We start from the raw sequence: 20,743 nt of genomic DNA on the forward strand, positions 1-20,743 counted from the left end.
TTCCTCATTGCTGAACAACAATATTTTCCTGTGAAGGATCAACATGCTGTAGTTGCAATTTGTCCTTTGCAATCCGTTCGACGCGGCTATGATCGCCAAGCGCATTTTCTTCCAGAATCAGGTTACGCCACTCAATATCCAGAGCATCACGTTCCACCACCATTTGCTCACGCTGGGCTGTCAGTAGTCGCGTTTTGTGCGCAGTTGTCACAACAACAACGGCAGTAATGACAATCGCGACAAACAAACAGAGCGGTAATTTACCGTTACGCAGTAAATCACCGCCGATCACTCCCGGCAGTGAATGACGTTCAGGATTTCCCACCTGAGCAATCTGAGCAACCTTACTCAGTGACTCAGCCACGCGGTTAATCATGCACCAGTCCTTTCAGCAATACGCAATACTGAACTACGAGCCCGGGCATTTTCTGCAATTTCCGCTTCACCCGGCATCAATTTGCCTAAGGCTTTTAACTGACGACCGCCCAGTTTACTCAGCTGTGCTTCGGTCAGCGGCAGCCCGGCAGGGACCTGGGCCCCACGGCTGTTTCCACGCATAAAACGCTTCACAATACGGTCTTCAAGAGAATGGAAACTGATAATCGATAACCGCCCTCCCGTGGCTAAGACTTCAAGGGAACCATTAAGCGCCTGCTCAATTTCGTCCAGCTCACTGTTGACCCAGATGCGTATCGCCTGGAAAGTACGGGTTGCCGGGTGCTTAAACTTATCTTTAACCGGCATGGCCTCAGATACGATTTGCGCTAATTCTTTAGTACGAGTGATCGGCGGCAGCTCACGGTTACGCTCAACAATAGCGCGGGCGATACGTTTACCGAAACGTTCCTCACCGTAGGTTTTTATCACCCAGGCGATGTCCGCTTCATCCGCTGTTTGTAGCCATTGGGCTGCCGACTGGCCACGCGTTGGGTCCATACGCATATCCAGCGGACCATCACGCATAAAGGAAAATCCGCGCTCTGCATCATCAAGCTGCGGAGAAGAAACACCCAAATCCAGTAAAATACCGTCAATCTTGCCGATTAATCCGCGTTCTTCAACATAGGTTGCCAGGGAGGAGAAAGGGCCATGAACAATAGAAAACCGAGGGTCATCAATAGCCTCAGCCGCGGCAATCGCCTGTGGGTCACGATCGATTGCCAGTAGTCGTCCTTCCGGACCTAATTGGGACAAAATCAGACGTGAATGGCCCCCACGGCCGAAAGTACCATCAATATAGATACCATCTGGACGAATATTCAGACCATTTACCGCTTCATCAAGCAACACGGTTGTGTGTTTAAAAGTTTGCATATTATTTAAAATGACAAATCCTGTAGACTTCCCGACAGAGCATTCATAGACATCTGTGCAGCGTCAATGTCTTCCTTGACCTGTTGATGCCAGGCCGTTTCATCCCAAATTTCAAATTTATTGAATTGCCCGACAAGCATTATTTCTTTAGTCAACCCGGCGTACTGGCGCAATACTGGCACCAGCAACAAACGTCCGGCACTATCCATCTGGCATTCGCTGGCATGGCCCAACAATAGCCGCTGTACGCGGCGTTCTGCGGGATTCATACTAGATAAACGAGAAAGCTTCTGCTCAATGATTTCCCATTCAGCAAGAGGATAGAGCAGCAAACTTGGGTGGTGGATATCGATGGTACATACCATCTGGCCTTCAGAGATACTCATCAGCTGTTCCCGATAACGGGTAGGCACGGCAAGCCGTCCCTTGCTGTCAAGATTGACAAGCGTTGCCCCACGGAACATACCGTTTCCCCCCTCTGGTGGCTAACTTCACCACTTTACCCCACAAATTCCCACATATAAGGAGTTTACGGAGCATAGGAAAAGCTTGTCAAGCAAGGCTGAGGCTGTTGCGAGAATAAATTCTCTTTGTCAGATGAGATATTAAAGAGACAAACAACAGAGGTTCTGCCCGGATGAGAAAATTAACGTTATGAATATTTGAAAGAAAAAGGAAAATAAGCGCAAATAATGTTAAATACCCAGATATTGAAAGACGCTAAAGTATTAGCTTCTCCGTCTAAAATACCCACAGTATTCTAGCGGTTCTTCGTCACTAAAAACAGTGATGATTCCAGATACGACGCGGCTTGAGCAGCAGTTGCAGATGAGTAATTACTCGCCAATGGCTAATAATTAGATCTTAGCCCCAATATGTGTGTAACAAAATAATACAATGTAACTTTTCATTTACGTTAAAGTCAGTTTTAGTCAATGCTAAATAATGACAGCTAAAATTAAGAAACAATAAATAGTCTTGGTCCCAAATACACATAAAATCATTTAAGATAATTCCCGAATGATTTAAGTGAGCACAAACAGAATTCGGGATGGCTCACTGTGTAAAGTCAGGCTGCCGGCAACTTAAAATATTGCTGCTGTACTTTAAGTTACCGATTATGCCCCGCCCTCTAATTACGGCTCAAACTTCCCCGACGATAAAGAGTACGTCGAATACGCGTCAATCCAGGTTTGGGTTTACGCGGTTCATCAAGACTCGCCAGAACCAGTTCAAGCACTCTTTCAGCAACATCTCGGTGACGCTGGGCGACCGCGAGCACCGGGCACTGCAAGAAATCGAGTAACTCATTATCACCAAAGGTGGCAATAGCGAGATCGGAAGGCAGACGACCATGACGCCGCAAGGTGACATCCATCACGCCCTGTAGCAGAGGAAATGAGGTGGTAAATAATGCCTGAGGCATATCATGCGTTTCCAGCCACTTGTCAAAAAGCGAAGCAGCGGCTTCACGCTCATAGCTATTGGTATAGAGATAGTCGACTTTACGTGTGTCTCCCTGCCAGGCAGAACGGAAACCTTGTTCACGTAAGTAACTCACTGAAAGTTCAGGTAACGCTCCCAGATACAGGACATTTTCTACCGGGAAAGTCCGTAGTTCAGCAGCCAGCATTTCGGCGTCACTCTGATCGGATCCCACCACACTAATAAAATGTTCAGGATCTAATGCCCGGTCAAGGGCGATAACAGGAAAAGAGTCTTTTGCCCAGCGCTGGTAAAAAGGATGTTCAGGCGGGAGTGAAGTAGAAACAATGATAGCGTCAACTTGTCGCTGTAAAAGATGCTCAATACAGCGCATCTCATTATCGGGCTGATCCTCAGAACAAGCGATAAGCAACTGATAGCCACGCTGGCGTGCTTGTCTTTCCAGATAATTAGCAATGCGGGTATAGCTGGTATTCTCAAGGTCAGGAATAACCAGACCAATAGAACGCGTACGCCCGGCACGTAAACCGGCTGCCACCGCATTGGGGTGATAGTTATGCTCACGAACCACCGCCATGACTTTTTCAACGGTTTTATCACTTACACGGTACTGTTTTGCCTTACCATTGATAACATAACTCGCCGTCGTACGTGACACACCTGCCAGACGTGCGATTTCATCCAATTTCACTGTAGCCCCTTACTCACCAGATTCGTGGTATCCATATTACTCTCATGGTTACATTACTCCCCAGAATAATTCAAGCAGAATGGCTGGCATCGTAATAGAGAAATCAGCGAATAAACATCTTTTAGGACATTGGCCTTCTGACAACCAGAAAAAATAATGCCCTGTTACTCACAGGGCATCACGAAATTTAGCTCAAATCGCCGCCATTGGTGGCTATCACTTTCTGGTACCAGTAGAACGATTTTTTCCGTGTTCTGGCAAGCGTACCTTGCCCATGATCGTTTCTGTCGACGTAGATAAAGCCATAGCGCTTGCTCATTTCACCGGTAGAGGCCGAAACCAGGTCAATACAGCCCCAGGTGGTATAACCGATAATAGGAACGCCGTCCTTAATCGCCTCGCCCATTTCGCGAATATGGCTGCGCAAATAAGCAATGCGATAGTCATCTTCTACCTGCCCCTGGCTTGTCAGCTCATCTTTTGCACCCAGCCCATTCTCTACCAGGAATAACGGTTTCTGGTAGCGGTCAAAAATGGTGTTCATGGTAATACGCAATCCTTTAGGATCGATGCCCCATCCCCATTCACTGGTTTTGATATGCGGATTAGGCACGGTATTGATAAGGTTTGCCACCGAGACGTTTTCATCATCCATTTTTGCTTTTGCACATCGGGACGCGTAGTAACTGAATGAAACAAAATCAACGGTATTTTTGAGGATCTCTGCATCTTCCGGCTGCTGCTGGATCTGAATGTCGTTATCACTGAAAAAACGCGCGGCATAAGAAGGGTAATAACCACGCGCTTGAACATCAATAAACAGTAAGTTTTCCCGATTCTTCTCAATCGCAGCCCAGACATCTTCCGGATCACAAGAGTAAGGGTAAAAATCACCGCCCGCCAGCATGCAACCCACCTGATTATTCGGGTTAATATCGTGCGCCTTTTTCGTTGCCAGTGCGCTGGCAATCAATTGGTGATGACCTGCCTGATATTTAACTTGCTCTTTATTTTCCCCGTCCTGGAAAATCAAACCGCCACCCGTAAATGGAATATGCAGCAGGATATTTATCTCATTAAAGGTCAGCCAGTATTTCACCAGGCCATTGAATTCAGTGAAACAAGTCGTGGCATAGCGCATAAAAAAGTCGATGACTTTTCTGTTTCTCCATGAACCGTATTTCTCGACCAAATTCATTGGAATATCAAAATGGCACAGCGTGACTAATGGCTCAATATTGTATTTTCGGCATTCATTAAACAGATCTTTATAGAACTGAATCCCTTCTTGATTAGGCTCGGCCTCATCACCGAGTGGGAAAATACGGCTCCAGGCAATAGAAGTACGAAAGACTTTAAACCCCATCTCCGCCAGCAGTGCGATATCCTCTTTATAACGATGATAAAAATCTATCGCCTCATGGCTGGGGTAGAAAACATCGGCATCAATTGTCGGGGCTGCTGATCGCCTAGTTTCACTTGAAGGCGTTCTTTTCCATAAGGAATCACATCGACTGTTGCAATGCCTTTTCCATTTTCACGGTATGCACCCTCAGCCTGATTGGCAGCGATTTCGCTACTGGCGGGTCTGCGCTGTGATGCCATTATTCTCTACTCGCATTATCTAACGACCGAAGATCTTGATGCGCTAATCGAACGTACCACAACACCGATAATGGTCATTAATCGGGAACTAACGTTACACCCTGCCCATACCGTATGCTGCGATCATCGGCATGACGCTTACCGTGTTACAAATCGCTTAATTGCGGCAGGATACCGAAAGATAGCAGTCATATCAGGAAACTTAACCTCACCAACGGCAAAGCAGCGGCAGGCAGGTATCCAGACAGCATTACAAGAAGCACAGCTTAATGAACATGCCACGTATATGGAAGGAAACTGGAGTATAGAAAGTAGCCATCAGGCGATGCAAAATCTCCTCGACGGAAAACCCGATTTAGACGCCGTTATCGCGGCAAATGATGAAATGGCTATCGGCGCTATGCGCTGCCTGGCAGAGGCCGGAAAAAAAATTCCCGAAGATGTCGCGATTATAGGATTTGATGATATTCCCGCTGCCGCCTACCTGGCTCCGACACTTTCCAGCGTCAAAGCGCCGGTAAACGCCATGCTTGAAGTAGCCATTGAACAGATGTTTGCTCAGCTGGAAGGTAAAAAAATAACGCCTGTCCCTCTCTTTCATTCTGAGCTGGCATCAAGAGAATCGATAAAAAGTATACTGTTGTAGCTACTGGCCAGGGAAAGATGACAAGAGAAAAAAATATCAATCAATCCCGAGTATCAAGTAGCAACTCAATTTCTGTCGGTCACAAATTTTATACCGAATGGGCTATCTAAAAACCGCCACTCCGGTTCTTCACTGGTGACAAAAAGCTGACGAAAATCAGCTATAGCAGGCACACCATACTGCTGTTCTGTGCTACCTATAGCAATGCATCTCGCTCCAGCCCCAAGCGCTGCGGCAATACCGTTGCAGGAATCTTCAAAAACCAGAGTCTGTTCTGCACGGCTACCGAATCGGCCGATCGCCGCCAGATAGGGTTCGGGATCGGGCTTGCCTTTGGTGACATCATCCCGGGATATAATGTGTGCAAACATATCCAGTCGATACCTACGGAGGATATTGTCGATTTTTTTCGGCCAACTGTTGGTTACAAGACCTATATTGACACTATGCCGATTTAACGCCTCCAGGAAAGTTGTTACACCTGGAATCAGGGTATAGTCGGCCTTCTCCTCCCATTGATCGACCAGATGATGAATAATTTTACGCTGCTGAGTATTTTCCCTGGGAAACAACATCGCCAGTGTAAATTCCGGTGATGCACCGATAATAAAACGCTTTGCCATTTCATCACTGATGATATAACCATATTTCTGCGCCGCCATCCTCCATGCTTCAATAATTATTGAATCAGAATCAATAATGACGCCATCGAAATCAAATAATAATGTTGTAAAATTCTCTGTACTGGTATTCATGCTGTATTTTTCCTCGTTATGGCATATTTGTCATTCAGTATCACCACATCCACGATCCCTTGACGTAATACAGAAAGCGCCTGTAGTGGTGAATTAATAATAGGTTCTTCATGTCGATTGAAAGATGTATTAACCAGACAGGGTTGCCCTGTCAGTTCATACCAGCAATTAATTAATCGGAACATAAAAGGATCTTTATCATTTCGGACAACCTGAGGGCGAGCCGTATTATCAATATGAACCACAGCAGGGCATCGCTCTTTCATTATAGGTTTACAAACATATGTTATGGTCATATATTCAGCGGCAATATCTTCGGACGTCCAGTTTTTAAAACATATACCGGCCAGATTTTCTGTTGTTACAGGGCCAAAAGGCATAAATTCGGTGCGCTGAAGTTTATTATTGAGCCAGCGATTAATATCCGCATTATGGGCATGATAAATAATACTACGATTACATAATGCCCGAGAACCAAACTCCATTGGTCCCCGGACAACGCCAATAATAGTATTAGCCCGCAAAAGATGAAGCATATGCTCCGTCATATCTTCCGGAATTTCACAGTGCAGGTCTGATGAAACATCAATAAGACTCTGCACATAAGCATCGCTAAATTGTGGCCCAAGAGACATCCCTGTTAACCGGCAACGCGCTTTCTGTTCTCTCCATGCAGCCGTTACCGCAGCAGCCAAGGGCAACCCCTCATCCCCCATGCAGGGAAGAATAAAAACACCTTCAATACCCGGTAATTCTCGTATTCTTTGATTTAACCGAACATTACCAAACAACCCTCCAGCCAGACAAATATGCCTGATTTTATGATTTTTGATATAAGGTTGGATAAGTTTACAGATGATATTTTCCGTATGGTATTGTGCCGCCGCAGCAATATCTTGTGGTGTGTATTTTCGTATTTCTTCCAATAGTTTTTCAGAATATCCCTGATAGGAGGGCAAATAATAGTCACCACAATTGGCAACCAGTCGATGGCCATGAACATCGATCATTTTACGCATTAATGGCAGCGCTTTCTGCGACGAGCCATGGGCAGCCAAGCCTGCCACTTTACCTTCATGACGGTTAGGGGTAAATCCCAGCAGATGTGTTATTCTGCCGTAGAAATATCCCAGACTGTCAATGGTCGTTTCGCGATGCAAAACAGATTCATTACCATCAACAATATGGCGAACAGTAAAGGAAAGAAAATCACCTCGTCCATCGCTGGTGACAACCAAAGCATTATTCCATGGAGAGCATAGCCAGGCTCCCCAAGCATGAGTATCATGGTGATCGATATACCTGACACGTGTATCCAGATTATTTGAAAATATATACTGATCAAACTCTGCACGTTTTTCACGATCATTATTTAATTCATCAGCTACCCTCTTTCGCAGTATTTCAACATTATCAAAGTTACGCACACATTCAGCGATAACCCTTTCAACATAAAGATTCAGGCTATAGTCTTCGTTAAATCCTGCTTTCCAGCCATAAGCAACAATATCAATATCATTCAGTGTGATATTATTTTCTCTAAGCACAAAATCAATCGACTGTTGCGGCCAGACCTTATGGCATTTTACGCGAGTAAAACGTTCTTCATGTACTGCCGAAAGGATTCTGGTATCTTTAACCAGACACGCGCCCGCGGTATCATTATTCGTCACGCCAAGAATCAACATAAAATAACCCTCGATGATAATTCACCGGTATAGTATTTGGTTAATTTCTGATACTTCTCTAACGCCTCCTGACTGGTGGCGGCAACAATATGAATACGTGAAATATAAAACTGCTGCCTGAGCATCTCGCATATCATCTTTTCGGCACAGGGTTCTTCCAGCGACTGCGGCGTTACCGTCTTTTCTTTCAAAAGAAAAATAAAATATTTTTTCTGCATATATTTTCTGCCTCTGGGAAATCTGGATATCATGTTTTTGTTTCAGGAAGTAAAATGATTAGAAAACAAAGTCCAATGAAAATATAATCAATAAAATTTTGTCATTGATAACGGAGTGGAATGGATATCCGCCAGTTACGCGCTTTCGTCATGCTTGCTGAATGCGGCAGCTACCGCGAGGCTGCACAAAGACTGTTCATCACCCAGCCAGCTCTGACCAAACAAATTCAGGCTCTGGAAAATGAGCTGGGTGTCACGCTGTTCGCCCGGGGACGTAATGGCGCAAAAATCACCCATACAGCCAGACTCTTGCTGGACAGAACTCGCCAGCTTATCTGCCAGACTCACGAGTATCGTGAATATGCCCTCAGTGTTGCCCGAGGATCAAAAGGTCATCTGGCGATTGGGTTTGGAATTTCAGGGATTAAACAAGCACCCGAATGGGTGACCAAATTCCGTCACCATCATCCCGAGATTGAAATTAGTCTGGAAGATATGCCCTCCAGACAGCAGAAGGAGGAACTGTTGAACGGTCGGCTTCAACTGGCATTCATACGTCTGCCGGTAGACCCGCCATTAACTGGGCATTCATTAAAAACAGAGTCTCTGGCCTTGGCAGCAAAGAAAACGATGTTAGTATCCGCCCGGCTCGCTGAAGAAGGAAATAACTTACTGGCGACATTACCACTCTTATTGCTTACACCAAGCAGAGGGACAGGGCTTGATCGTCAGATCTCTCGTTTTCTGCAATTTCACCACGTCATACCGAATATTGTTCAAAGGGCGGGAGATATTCAGACACTGATGGCACTAGTAGCAGCTAACGCTGGTGTCGCGATAGTCCCCCGAAGTGCTGAGTGGTTTGCCGGGAATGATATAGAACTGACGCCATTAAACGGCCCTTATTCCGACTGGGATGTCGGGTTGGCTTGGAATTCGTCTCTGGAAGATCCTGTGCGGGAGTTATTTATTCAGATGGTCAGGAAGCTCCTTGCTTCCTGAGCGGCGGTAGTCGCGTCAAAATGCATGTAGAAGCTCTGTCAGTAGGCTCGCTCAGCAAGTCTGCGTCACGACCCGATATCGACTCAAAATAGTTCGAGTTACCGCAGCTTATTTGATAAAACCGCAGGCAACCCGAATTATTCAAGTCACAGCCTTAACGCATGATTTTGTCGCCACGCGAAACGCCGACGATACCTGAGCGGGCGACTTCAACTATCTTCGCCACATCACGAATAGTATCAAGAAACGCGTTCAGCTTATCGCTGGTGCCTGCCAGTTGTACGGTATAAAGCGTTGGCGTAACGTCCACGATTTGTCCGCGGAATATTTCGGCTGTACGCTTCACCTCTTCGCGTCCGTAGCCACTGGCCTGAACCTTGACCAGCATAATTTCCCGCTCAACAAAAGCACCCTGCCCTAACTCACTGACACGCAATACATCAACCAGTTTATGCAGCTGCTTTTCAATCTGTTCCAGTGCCTTTTCATCACCGACCGTTTGAATGGTCATGCGTGAAAGGGTTGGATCGTCAGTTGGCGCCACCGTCAGACTTTCAATGTTATAACCACGTTGTGAGAACAGGCCGATAACCCGGGATAACGCACCGGATTCGTTTTCCAGTAACACAGATAATACACGGCGCATCATGAGGTTCTCTCCGTTTTGCTTAACCACATTTCATCCATGCTGCCACCGCGGATCTGCATCGGATAAACGTGTTCAGTGCCATCAACTTTCACATCCACAAATACCAGACGACCGCTGCGCACAATTTCCAGCGCTTCAGCCAGTTTGCTTTCCAGCTCTTCTGGTTTGGTGATGTTAATTCCGACATGTCCGTAAGCTTCTGCCACAGCAACAAAGTTCGGTAATGACTCCATATAAGACTGAGAGTGACGGCCAGAATAGATCATATCCTGCCATTGTTTCACCATACCGAGATAGCGGTTATTCAGATTCAATACCAGCACCGCGACACCGTATTGCAATGCGGTCGACAGTTCCTGAATATTCATCTGAATACTACCGTCACCTGTTACACACACCACAGTTTCGTCCGGCAGGGCCATTTTAACACCCAGCGCCGCCGGCAAACCAAAGCCCATCGTCCCCAGACCACCTGAGTTTATCCAGCGACGGGGTTTATCAAACGGATAGTACAGCGCAGCAAACATCTGGTGTTGGCCGACATCAGAAGTGACGTAAGCCTCACCCTTAGTCAGCCGATAAAGCGTTTCTATCGCCGCTTGTGGTTTAATTTCACTGCTGGTGGTATCAAATGCCAGACAGTTACGCGCCCGCCAGTGTTCAATACGCTGCCACCAGTCGTTAAGTTCATCAACAGGCTGTGGTGTCGAGTCTTGCCCCAGCAATTCCAGCATTTGATTCAGAGCTTGTTTCGCATCACCGACGATCGGAATATCTGCCGCCACGGTTTTAGAGATAGACGTCGGATCGATATCGATATGTATCACTGTCGCTTCAGGACAATATTTGGCTAAATTATTGGTGGTACGATCGTCAAAGCGCACACCCACCGCGAAGATGACATCAGAGTTATGCATCACCATATTCGCTTCATAGGTACCGTGCATACCGAGCATACCCAGCGCCTGTTTATGGGTCGCCGGAAATGCCCCCAGCCCCATCAGCGAAGAAACCACTGGAATATTGAGTTTTTCAGCAAGAGCCAGTAATTCACCCTCGCAGGCAGAATTAATGGCTCCGCCTCCCACATACATCACCGGTTTTTTTGCGGATAACAAAGTATGAATGGCGCGCTTGATCTGTCCTTTATGACCCTGAGTCGTCGGGTTATAAGAACGCATACTGACCGACTCAGGCCAGATATACGGGAACTTATTCGCCGGATTCATGATGTCTTTGGGTAAATCAACAACCACAGGCCCCGGGCGGCCGCTACTGGCTAGCCAGAAGGCTTTTTTAATGACCGCAGGAACATCTTCAACCTGCTTAACCAAGAAGCTGTGTTTTACGATAGGGCGAGAAATACCCACCATATCGCATTCCTGGAAGGCATCGTATCCAATCAGAGAGGTTGCGACCTGGCCGGACAATACCACCATCGGAATGGAGTCCATATAGGCGGTAGCAATACCTGTAATAGCGTTAGTTGCACCTGGACCTGAGGTGACCAGTACCACACCGGTTTCCCCGGTAGCACGTGCCAGACCATCAGCCATATGCACAGCGGCTTGTTCATGGCGGACAAGCACATGATCAATTCCGCCCATGGTATGAAGCGCATCATAAATATCGAGTACTGCGCCTCCCGGATAGCCGAATACTTGCTTTACGCCCTGATCGATTAACGATCTGACGACCATTTCGGCTCCTGACAACATCTCCATTGGTTTGCCTCCAGGCTCACGTTGATGACTGTACGTAGAATAATGTTCTACGTTGTCGTTGCCACCCATTGTGTATGACATGTTCATTTTATACCCGCCATACTTCAAATTACCTGTAGGCATTCGAATTATTTTGGCTATATTAATCGTAGTCCGACTAACATAACCGCTCAGGCCAGGTCAGGCAAACACAGCACAGGACAGACAACAGATGGTCATTTGCCCTGCTCGCTATAAAACTGTCTCAATACAGAATTATCTGCCAATTGTTTTCACGCTGTTAAATTAATATCTCAGCAAGTGAATAAATCAAAGCGGATTGACCACTTATTCACTGGAAGTATAAACAATCCTGACAGAAAAAATAAAATGCGACAGCAGAAAATGCCGAATTAGCGTCCTGAAGGAGCAAGTCTGATTCACTACAATAACCTCGCATCTGCCGTTTTTTTCCCCACGATGTTATCCAGGAAGCGTTCTTTCTCAGGGGCTGATTTTATTCCCCATAAATCAAAACGACCACTGGCTCAGAAAAGCATCGAATTAATCACTGGCTTATTATTTCTCTAACTAGCCGTTTTGTAGTGTATTTCACCGTAACGCCCCCTTATATACCCCTGGTCATTATTCAATTGAGAGTTGACATAACCCTGCAAATCAAGTACCAATTAACGTAACTTAAGAATTACTTGGGGCTTGAATGATGATTCGCACTGTCCGCCTACTCGGTCTACTACTAAACGCATCTCATTTGCGCGGTAGACTGGTGGGCAGCAATCAGCATTGATTTAAGCCAACAGACAAAAAAACCCGCGCCAAACGCGGGTTTTTTTATGCCCGCGGATAAGGCAACCAGACAGAAAAAGGACGACACCATGAGCGAGCAAGTCATTATTTTTGATACCACCTTACGTGACGGGGAACAGGCCTTACAGGCGAGTTTGAGCGTAAAGGAAAAATTGCAAATCGCTATGGCGCTGGAACGTATGGGCGTAGATGTGATGGAGGTGGGTTTCCCGGTCTCTTCTCCTGGCGATTTTGAGTCAGTCCAGACCATTGCCAAAAACATCAAAAATAGCCGCGTTTGCGCCCTGGCGCGCTGTGTTGAAAAGGATATCGATGTTGCCGCTGAATCATTGAAAGTCGCAGAAGCTTTCCGTATTCATACCTTTATCGCCTCTTCGCCGATGCATATCGCCACCAAGTTGCGCAGCACGCTGGATGAAGTTATCGAGCGCGCAGTCTATATGGTCAAACGCGCCCGTAACTACACTGACGATGTTGAATTCTCTTGTGAGGATGCGGGCCGTACTCCCATTGCTGACTTAGCACGTATGGTCGAAGCCGCTATTGATGCCGGTGCGACGACCATCAACATTCCCGATACCGTTGGCTACACCATGCCGTTTGAATTTGCCAGCCTGATAACCGGCTTGTATGAGCGTGTGCCTAATATCGATAAAGCCATTATATCGGTTCACACCCATGATGACTTAGGCCTGGCGGTGGGCAATGCGATTGCTGCTGTTCATGCTGGCGCCCGTCAGGTTGAAGGGACATTGAACGGAATTGGTGAGCGCGCAGGTAACTGTTCACTGGAAGAAGTGATTATGGCCATCAAAGTACGCAAGGACATTATGAACTTGCATACGAATATTAATCACCAGGAAATCTGGCGTACCAGCCAGGCGGTCAGCCAGATTTGTAATATGCCAATCCCTGCGAACAAAGCGGTAGTGGGCACAGGGGCATTTGCGCATTCATCCGGTATTCACCAGGATGGCGTGCTGAAAAATCGTGAAAACTACGAAATAATGACCCCTGAGTCTATTGGCCTGAATCAGATACAATTGAACCTGACCTCTCGTTCAGGTCGTGCGGCAGTGAAACACCGTATGGATGAAATGGGTTATAAAGAAAACGACTATAATCTGGATAATCTGTACACCGCCTTCTTGAAACTGGCAGATAAAAAAGGTCAGGTTTTTGACTACGACCTGGAAGCTCTGGCCTTTATCAATAAACAGCAGGAAGAGCCTGAACATTTCCGTCTGGATTACTTCAGCGTACAGTCAGCCTCTAATGATAATGCCATGGCTTCAGTCAGACTGGTTTGTGGAGAAAAAGTGGTCAGTGAAGCAGCAAATGGTAATGGTCCGGTTGATGCCGTGTATCAGGCGATTAATCGGATAACTGATTACAACATTGAGCTGGCGAAATATACCTTAAAAGCCAAAGGCCATGGTGAGAACGCTCTCGGTCAGGTAGATATTGTCGCTACCTATAATGGCCGTAATTTCCATGGTATCGGACTGGCAACCGACATTGTCGAATCATCCGCTCAGGCAATGATCAATGTTCTTAACAATATCTGGCGCGCCAGAAAAGTAGAACAAGAATTACAACGCAAAGCTCAACAACAGAATACAGAACAAAATCAGGAAACAGTGTAATGTCTAAAAACTATCAAATTGCCGTTTTACCGGGTGACGGTATTGGTCCGGAAGTAATGGCCCAAGCCCTGAAAGTACTGGATGCTGTCCGTCAGCGTTTCTCACTGAGTATTACCACCAGTACTTATGATGTGGGCGGTGCGGCAATCGATCTGCACGGTACTCCACTGCCAGCAGCTACCGTAATCGGATGTGAAGAAGCTGATGCCGTCTTATTTGGTTCCGTCGGCGGTCCAAAATGGGAACATTTGCCTCCTGCCGAGCAACCTGAGCGCGGCGCACTGTTGCCATTGCGTAAACATTTTAAACTGTTCAGTAACTTGCGTCCGGCTCGCTTGTACCAGGGTCTGGAAGCATTCTGCCCGCTGCGCGCAGATATCGCCGCAAATGGCTTTGATATTTTATGCGTTCGTGAACTGACCGGCGGTATCTACTTCGGTCAGCCAAAAGGACGTGAGGGTAGCGGCGCGCAAGAAAAAGCGTTTGATACCGAAGTCTATCATCGCTTTGAAATCGAGCGTATTGCCCGTATCGCTTTTGAATCTGCGCGTAAACGCCGCAACAAAGTCACCTCAATTGATAAAGCCAACGTGCTGCAAACTTCGCTGCTGTGGCGTGAAGTGGTTAATGAGATTGCTAAAGAGTACCCGGACGTTGCGCTGTCTCATATGTATATCGACAATGCCACCATGCAGTTGATTAAAGACCCTTCACAGTTCGATGTATTACTGTGCTCTAACCTGTTCGGTGATATTTTGTCTGACGAATGCGCCATGATAACCGGCTCTATGGGCATGCTGCCTTCAGCAAGCCTGAATGAAGAAGGCTTTGGCCTGTATGAGCCTGCTGGCGGTTCAGCGCCTGATATTGCAGGCAAAAATATTGCTAACCCAATCGCACAGATCCTGTCTCTGGCACTGCTGCTGCGCTACAGCCTTGAGGCTGAAGATGCTGCTCTGGCTATCGAAGCCGCAATCAATCGTGCCCTGGAAGAAGGTCACCGTACCGGTGATTTAGCCCGTGAGGGGAATGCAATCAGTACCAGTGAAATGGGCGATATCATTGCGCGTTATATCGCTGAAGGAAAGTAATTATGGCTAAGACCTTATATCAGAAATTATACGATGCTCACGTGGTGTACGAAGCACCAGAAGAGACACCGCTGTTGTATATCGACAGACACCTGGTGCATGAAGTGACCTCCCCGCAGGCATTTGATGGCCTGCGTGCCCATGGCCGCCAAGTACGTCAGCCATCAAAAACCTTCGCTACCATGGATCATAATGTCTCCACACAGACCAAAGACATTAATGCTTCTGGTGAAATGGCACGTATCCAGATGCAGGAGCTTATCAAAAACTGTAAAGCCTTTGGTGTCGAGCTGTATGACCTGAATCACCCTTTCCAAGGGATCGTGCATGTTATGGGGCCAGAGCAAGGTATTACTTTGCCGGGTATGACAATTGTCTGCGGAGACTCCCACACCGCCACCCACGGTGCTTTTGGCGCACTGGCTTTTGGTATCGGTACCTCTGAAGTTGAGCATGTGCTGGCAACCCAGACTCTGAAGCAGGGGCGTGCCAAAACCATGAAAATTGAAGTTAATGGGGTTGCTGCTCCTGGCATTACTGCCAAAGATATCGTACTGGCGATCATCGGTAAAACCGGCAGCGCTGGCGGCACTGGATATGTGGTGGAATTCAGCGGTGACGCGATTCGTGCATTAAGCATGGAAGGCCGCATGACAGTCTGTAATATGGCAATTGAAATGGGTGCCAAGGCAGGTTTAGTGGCGCCGGATGAAACCACCTTTGATTACGTCAAAGGTCGTCTGCACGCACCTAAGGGTGCGGACTGGGATGAAGCCGTTGCCTACTGGAAAACCTTCAGAAGTGACGATGATGCCCAGTTTGATAGCATCGTCACCTTAAATGCCGCAGAAATTGCACCGCAGGTCACTTGGGGAACTAACCCAGGCCAGGTGATTTCGGTTACCGACCTTATCCCTAATCCTGCAGCCTTCAGCGATCCTGTTGAACGTGCCTCTGCAGAAAAAGCGCTGGCCTATATGGGTCTGACGCCTGGCGTCCCGCTGACTGATGTCGCGATTGATAAAGTCTTTATTGGTTCCTGCACCAACTCACGTATTGAAGACTTACGTGCCGCAGCAGAAATTGCCAAAGGCCGCAAAGTCGCTCCTGGCGTACTGGCGATGGTGGTACCTGGCTCCGGTCCGGTCAAAGCTCAGGCTGAAGAAGAAGGTCTGGATAAGATCTTCATTGAGGCCGGTTTTGAATGGCGCTTGCCTGGCTGCTCCATGTGTCTGGCCATGAACAATGATCGCCTGAATCCTGGCGAACGTTGTGCATCTACCAGTAACCGTAATTTTGAAGGACGTCAGGGCCGCGGTGGACGCACCCACCTGGTGAGCCCGGCAATGGCTGCCGCAGCTGCGGTTTCTGGTCATTTCGCTGATATCCGTACATTGAAATAAGAGGCACTACCATGGCAGAGAAATTTATCCAACATACCGGCCTGGTCGTTCCGTTAGACTTAGCGAACGTCGATACTGACGCCATTATACCGAAGCAGTTTTTACAGAAAGTGACCCGTACCGGTTTTGGTGCTCACCTGTTTAATGACTGGCGTTTCCTGGACGATGCCGGCCAGCAGCCGGACCCGAATTTTGTACTGAACTTTCCTCAGTATAAAGGGGCGTCGATTCTGTTAGCGCGCGAAAACTTTGGCTGTGGTTCGTCTCGTGAACACGCACCATGGGCATTAACGGACTACGGTTTTAAAGTGGTGATTGCACCTAGCTTTGCCGATATTTTCTACGGCAATGCCTTTAATAATCAGTTACTGCCTGTGACATTGAATGATGCGGATATCGACAACCTGTTCAAACGGGTTGCACAGAATCAGGGCATGAGTTTTGTCGTGGATCTGGAGGCTGGTACCGTTCAGGCGGGCGACCAGACTTATCATTTCACTATCGACGCATTCCGTCGTCACTGTATGCTTAACGGCCTGGACAGTATTGGCCTGACGCTGCAGCACGAAACTGAAATTTCCCGTTACGAGCAGCAATTACCGGCATTTATGCAGTAATTGCCCACTACAGGTTGCCCGAATCTTTCAGGCAACCTGATTTATTAACAAACCCTAGATATCTTTTACCCGGCCAATCAAATACAGTGCAATAATCGATAACAGCGCTATCCCCCAATAGACGACAGAATGACCGAAGTTTTGCGCCAGAGCCCCCTGTAATATCCCCGCCAGAATCACGCCGGTTGAAATACTATTAGTAAATAACGTGGTCGCTGAGCCCGCCTTCCCCGGCATCAAGTCCTGGAACCACAGCATACCTATTCCGGCAATAATTCCGATAAACACCGCATTAAATAGCTGCAATATCAGTAACGCAGTAACGCTATGGAACAAAATCAGCCCCACATAAAACATGACTCCCGCAGAGACCGCCAGCATCATAATTTTTCGTTTACCAAAACGTTTCACGTAATGACCTGCAAGGATCATTATCGGAATTTCCAGTGCCGCAGCACTGCCCATTAACCAACCGGCCCAGTCATCCGAAAGCCCCAGATCCTGGCTTATCCAGAGCGGCATATCGATGATATACATGGTATTGCAGGTCCACATCAGCATCGAGGCGATAAACAGCATACGGACATGACTGTCTTTCCAGCCACTGACTTCAGTGATGGCCACACTCGCAGGCGCCACGTTTCGCGAAACAGAGGGCAGTGCAAAGATAATCACTAAAAGCGAAATAATAAACATTGCCGCCGCACAAAGAAACATGACGGTAAAGCCATATTTCAGCGCCAGCATAAAGGAAAGCGGAGGTCCAATAACCCAGGCCAGAGAAAGCTGGGCACGCATAACAGAGCTGAACATCACCACTTCCGTGGCCGAGCGGTCAGCGTATTCACGCGCCAGCGCAAACAGTTGTGGCATTGCCGTATTGGCCAGCGCGGCAAACAGTACGCCAAGGGTAATGAGCGTCAGGTAGTGACGGTTAAAGGCAAATAATATGCAGTTAGCGATGGCCATCAGACAGCACAACATAATCAGTTTTCGTCTGTCCCCCCTCGCATCGGAACGCTTAGCCAGAAGCAGGCTGACAATAATACCGACCACCGCATTGACGGTATAAAACAGTCCGACCCAGAGCGGTTGAACTTCAACTTCACGCGTCAGAAAGAGACTCAGTGTTGGAGCCTGCAAAGCGCCAGCAATCCCCATCATAAAAGCCACTACCATAAAAGCGGCATACACGGGATTCATGCGACGGATGAAGGTTAAAAGCCAAAACATAAGGTTCCTTAGAAGCGAGAGAGGCGATAATTCAGGGTGCTTATTGTGTAAATTACTCACGAAAAAAGCCAGCAGTAAACTACTGCTGGCAGATGCAATGCATCAAAACTCAGTCACACTTGAGTCGGCAAGTCGTGGCTTTCATCGGTTCTGGAATTCACATCCCACTGCATCAAGTTTTCGAGCATCTCGAGTTTTTGCTCTGCTGTCAGGCGAGCAAGCCCTTCAGCACAATCCTTTTGGGTTGCTGCAAAATACTGTTGATAAAATTGCGCAGTCAATAACCGTTTCATCGTCCCCTCCTCACTTCATCGGGATCCATTATTGGCGTAATATGAGGAAAGATAAATTGATGAGTTTTCCAGAGGAGTTCCTCTTTTATGGCATCGTCCCGTTTACAGCAGCACTTTATTCGTTTGTGGCAAACCTGTAAGGGTATGACGCAAGAAACGACCCTTGAGGAACTGGCAGAGAAACTTAACTGCTCGCGCCGTCATATGCGAACCTTGCTGAACGGGATGCAAGCTAAAGGCTGGCTTGACTGGAAAACGGAAGTCGGACGCGGCAAGCGTTCACAGCTCAAGTTCCTTTACAGCGCGCAGGCACTGCAACAGGAACGTACACAGGACCTACTGGAGCAGGACAGTATTGAGCAATTAGTACAGATTATCGGAGATAAGGATACGGTACGGCAAATGCTGGTCTCTCACCTTGGACGGAGTTTTCGCCAAGGAAGACATATTTTGCGGGTGCTTTATTATCGCCCTCTGCTGAATCTTCTACCCGGAACGGCACTGCGACGCTCAGAAACCCATATAGTGCGGCAAATATTTAGCGGCCTGACCAGCATAAATGAGGAAAATGGGGAACTCACTGCCGATATTGCCCATCACTGGCAAAAAATTTCAACCTTGCACTGGCGTTTTTATATTCGCCCAGGCATTCATTTTCATCACGGCCGCGAGATGGAGATGTCAGATATCATCAGTTCACTGCAGCGTATTAATACTTTGCCACTGTTCAGCCATATTATTTATATCGATTCCCCGACCGCCTGGACACTGGATATTCATCTGAGCGGTGAGGACCAATGGCTACCCTGGTTACTGGGCAGTGTTAACGCGATGATCCTGCCGCAAGAGTGGCCGACAATAGACAATTTCGCCCGCCAGCCTATCGGCAGTGGCCCCTATGCCGTAGCGCTCAATAACAAGAACCAGTTAAAAATTCATGCTTTTGATGATTATTTTGGTTTTCGGGCATTAATCGACGAGGTTAACTTTTGGGTTCTGCCGGAAATCGGCGAGGACTCAACCTGTGCCTTGCATCTTCAGGGTATGCCTGACAGCGAAAAAGCGATTGAAAGTCGTCTTGAAGAAGGCTGCTACTACCTGTTATTTGATAAACGTTCGCCAAAGGCCGCCGATCCGGCATTACGCCAGTGGGTGAGTTATATTCTCTCGCCGATAAATTTACTCTATCGGGCAGCGCAGGCGAATCAACAGCACTGGTTCCCGGCTTACGGTATGTTACCAAGCTGGCATCATACTCCCCAAAAACCGATCCCACCAAAGCCCGCAGGGCTGACCAGCCTGCTCCTGACCTGGCATGACTCTCACTCAGAACATCAGGCGATCAGCCGTATTATGGCAACCTTACTGGCCGAACAGGGTGTACAACTGATTGAACAGATTATTACTTACGATGAGTGGTTTGAAGGCGATAAGTTGAGCGATCTCTGGTTGAACAGCGTTAACTATACCCTCCCCCTCGACTATTCGCTGTTTGCCAAGATATATGAAGTACCGTTACTACAGAAATGCCTGTCCGTTGACTGGCAGAAAGATGCCGAATGCTGGCGTAACAACACGTTAGCGCTTAATCAGTGGTATCAGAAACGGGCTGATAAAATGGAAATTCTTCCGCTGATCCACCACTGGCTGCGTATTGAGGGTCAGCGTAGTATGCGAGGTATGAGAGTGAATACCTTGGGTTGGTTTGATTTTAAATCCGCCTGGTTTGCGCCGCCCGATCCTTAACACTTCCGTAATACAATAGAAATCAGTAGAATACTGCCAGCTCAACGGGGTGCCAGGACAGATTGTCCGCGCTGAGAAAATACCCGTCGAACCTGATCCGGATAACGCCGGCGAAGGGATTTGAGACTGTTCACTCAATTCCTTTGCCTCATTTAAATTGAGGTGCAAA

At 47.4% G+C, this 20,743-nt stretch carries 19 protein-coding genes, 1 pseudogene and 1 riboswitch; of the genes and pseudogenes, 8 read left to right on the top strand and 12 right to left on the bottom strand.

Translation table 11 applies throughout. The features are described 5' to 3' along the window. Positions 1–4: 4 nt before the first annotated feature. The 5 genes and pseudogenes from ftsL to ascB all read right to left on the bottom strand — a co-directional run bounded on the left by ftsL (position 5) and on the right by ascB (position 5,056). Positions 5–376 carry a cell division protein FtsL gene (ftsL, locus tag Q1A40_RS10935; RefSeq protein ID WP_300000059.1) on the bottom strand — a complete coding sequence of 124 codons (372 nt, stop codon included), beginning with the start codon at positions 374–376 and terminating at the stop codon, positions 5–7. Then, the gene (gene rsmH, locus Q1A40_RS10940; RefSeq protein ID WP_300000061.1) at positions 373–1,314 is read right to left on the bottom strand and encodes a 16S rRNA (cytosine(1402)-N(4))-methyltransferase RsmH; all 942 of its coding nucleotides are present in this window, start codon (positions 1,312–1,314) and stop codon (positions 373–375) included. The genes ftsL and rsmH overlap by 4 nt, the downstream gene beginning before the upstream one ends. 5 nt (positions 1,315–1,319) lie before the next feature. Then, positions 1,320–1,778 (bottom strand): division/cell wall cluster transcriptional repressor MraZ, encoded by a 459-nt coding sequence (gene mraZ / locus Q1A40_RS10945; protein ID WP_300000063.1) that lies wholly within the window; start codon positions 1,776–1,778, stop codon positions 1,320–1,322. 668 nt (positions 1,779–2,446) lie between these two features. Next, the gene (gene cra / locus Q1A40_RS10950) at positions 2,447–3,451 is read right to left on the bottom strand and encodes a catabolite repressor/activator (RefSeq protein WP_300000065.1); all 1,005 of its coding nucleotides are present in this window, start codon (positions 3,449–3,451) and stop codon (positions 2,447–2,449) included. Between the two features lie 187 nt (positions 3,452–3,638). Further along, positions 3,639–5,056: pseudogene (gene ascB, locus Q1A40_RS10955) on the bottom strand (6-phospho-beta-glucosidase). Here ascB and Q1A40_RS10960 point away from each other — a divergent pair. Beyond that, on the top strand, positions 5,013–5,702 hold the full coding sequence (locus Q1A40_RS10960; protein WP_300000067.1) for a substrate-binding domain-containing protein: 690 nt from the start codon (positions 5,013–5,015) through the stop codon (positions 5,700–5,702). The pseudogene ascB and the gene Q1A40_RS10960 sit on opposite strands and share 44 nt — an antisense overlap. A gap of 65 nt (positions 5,703–5,767) precedes the next feature. On the opposite strand, the gene Q1A40_RS10965 is transcribed toward Q1A40_RS10960, so the two are convergent. Genes Q1A40_RS10965 through Q1A40_RS10975 form a run of 3 tightly spaced genes read right to left on the bottom strand, consistent with a single transcriptional unit; the run spans position 5,768 to position 8,363 of the window. After that, positions 5,768–6,457: an HAD family phosphatase gene (locus Q1A40_RS10965; RefSeq protein ID WP_300000069.1), complete on the bottom strand. Its 690-nt coding sequence runs from the start codon at positions 6,455–6,457 to the stop codon at positions 5,768–5,770. Further along, positions 6,454–8,145, bottom strand: coding sequence for a carbamoyltransferase C-terminal domain-containing protein (locus Q1A40_RS10970; protein ID WP_300000071.1), 1,692 nt, complete (start codon positions 8,143–8,145; stop codon positions 6,454–6,456). Before Q1A40_RS10970 ends, Q1A40_RS10965 begins: the two co-directional genes overlap by 4 nt. After that, positions 8,139–8,363 carry a hypothetical protein gene (locus tag Q1A40_RS10975; RefSeq protein ID WP_300000073.1) on the bottom strand — a complete coding sequence of 75 codons (225 nt, stop codon included), beginning with the start codon at positions 8,361–8,363 and terminating at the stop codon, positions 8,139–8,141. The genes Q1A40_RS10970 and Q1A40_RS10975 overlap by 7 nt, the downstream gene beginning before the upstream one ends. Before the next feature lie 120 nt (positions 8,364–8,483). Between Q1A40_RS10975 and Q1A40_RS10980 the strand changes: the two genes are divergently transcribed. Then, positions 8,484–9,365, top strand: coding sequence for a LysR family transcriptional regulator (locus tag Q1A40_RS10980; protein WP_300000075.1), 882 nt, complete (start codon positions 8,484–8,486; stop codon positions 9,363–9,365). A 154-nt stretch (positions 9,366–9,519) separates the two neighbouring features. Here Q1A40_RS10980 and ilvN read toward each other — a convergent pair whose 3' ends face one another. Together ilvN and ilvI are read right to left on the bottom strand one after the other, a co-directional pair. Continuing rightward, complete coding sequence (gene ilvN, locus Q1A40_RS10985; RefSeq protein ID WP_300000195.1) at positions 9,520–10,011, bottom strand: acetolactate synthase small subunit; 492 nt, start codon at positions 10,009–10,011, stop codon at positions 9,520–9,522. Further along, on the bottom strand, positions 10,011–11,738 hold the full coding sequence (gene ilvI / locus Q1A40_RS10990) for an acetolactate synthase 3 large subunit (protein ID WP_300000197.1): 1,728 nt from the start codon (positions 11,736–11,738) through the stop codon (positions 10,011–10,013). The genes ilvN and ilvI overlap by 1 nt, the downstream gene beginning before the upstream one ends. Before the next feature lie 703 nt (positions 11,739–12,441). Here ilvI and leuL point away from each other — a divergent pair. The 5 genes from leuL (at position 12,442) to leuD (ending at position 17,302) form a co-directional block, all read left to right on the top strand. Further along, positions 12,442–12,525, top strand: coding sequence for a leu operon leader peptide (leuL, locus tag Q1A40_RS23180; RefSeq protein WP_367275743.1), 84 nt, complete (start codon positions 12,442–12,444; stop codon positions 12,523–12,525). 88 nt (positions 12,526–12,613) lie between these two features. Next, the gene (gene leuA / locus Q1A40_RS10995) at positions 12,614–14,191 is read left to right on the top strand and encodes a 2-isopropylmalate synthase (protein ID WP_300000077.1); all 1,578 of its coding nucleotides are present in this window, start codon (positions 12,614–12,616) and stop codon (positions 14,189–14,191) included. After that, positions 14,191–15,282 carry a 3-isopropylmalate dehydrogenase gene (gene leuB / locus Q1A40_RS11000; protein WP_300000079.1) on the top strand — a complete coding sequence of 364 codons (1,092 nt, stop codon included), beginning with the start codon at positions 14,191–14,193 and terminating at the stop codon, positions 15,280–15,282. The genes leuA and leuB overlap by 1 nt, the downstream gene beginning before the upstream one ends. Before the next feature lie 2 nt (positions 15,283–15,284). Beyond that, positions 15,285–16,685: a 3-isopropylmalate dehydratase large subunit gene (gene leuC / locus Q1A40_RS11005; RefSeq protein WP_300000080.1), complete on the top strand. Its 1,401-nt coding sequence runs from the start codon at positions 15,285–15,287 to the stop codon at positions 16,683–16,685. An 11-nt stretch (positions 16,686–16,696) separates the two neighbouring features. Further along, positions 16,697–17,302, top strand: coding sequence for a 3-isopropylmalate dehydratase small subunit (gene leuD / locus Q1A40_RS11010; RefSeq protein ID WP_300000081.1), 606 nt, complete (start codon positions 16,697–16,699; stop codon positions 17,300–17,302). 54 nt (positions 17,303–17,356) lie between these two features. Here leuD and Q1A40_RS11015 read toward each other — a convergent pair whose 3' ends face one another. Next, the gene (locus Q1A40_RS11015; protein WP_300000082.1) at positions 17,357–18,535 is read right to left on the bottom strand and encodes an MFS transporter; all 1,179 of its coding nucleotides are present in this window, start codon (positions 18,533–18,535) and stop codon (positions 17,357–17,359) included. Positions 18,536–18,648: 113 nt separating this feature from the next. After that, entirely contained in the window at positions 18,649–18,828 is a 180-nt protein-coding gene (gene sgrT, locus Q1A40_RS11020; RefSeq protein ID WP_300000083.1) for a glucose uptake inhibitor SgrT, read from the bottom strand. 87 nt (positions 18,829–18,915) lie between these two features. Between sgrT and sgrR the strand changes: the two genes are divergently transcribed. After that, the gene (gene sgrR, locus Q1A40_RS11025; RefSeq protein WP_300000085.1) at positions 18,916–20,574 is read left to right on the top strand and encodes an HTH-type transcriptional regulator SgrR; all 1,659 of its coding nucleotides are present in this window, start codon (positions 18,916–18,918) and stop codon (positions 20,572–20,574) included. A 35-nt stretch (positions 20,575–20,609) separates the two neighbouring features. Continuing rightward, positions 20,610–20,711, top strand: a riboswitch (TPP riboswitch). The last annotated feature ends 32 nt before the right edge of the window (positions 20,712–20,743 follow it).

Origin of the sequence: uncultured Cedecea sp. (assembly GCF_947498825.1) — a bacterium.
Lineage (GTDB): Bacteria > Pseudomonadota > Gammaproteobacteria > Enterobacterales > Enterobacteriaceae > JGM124.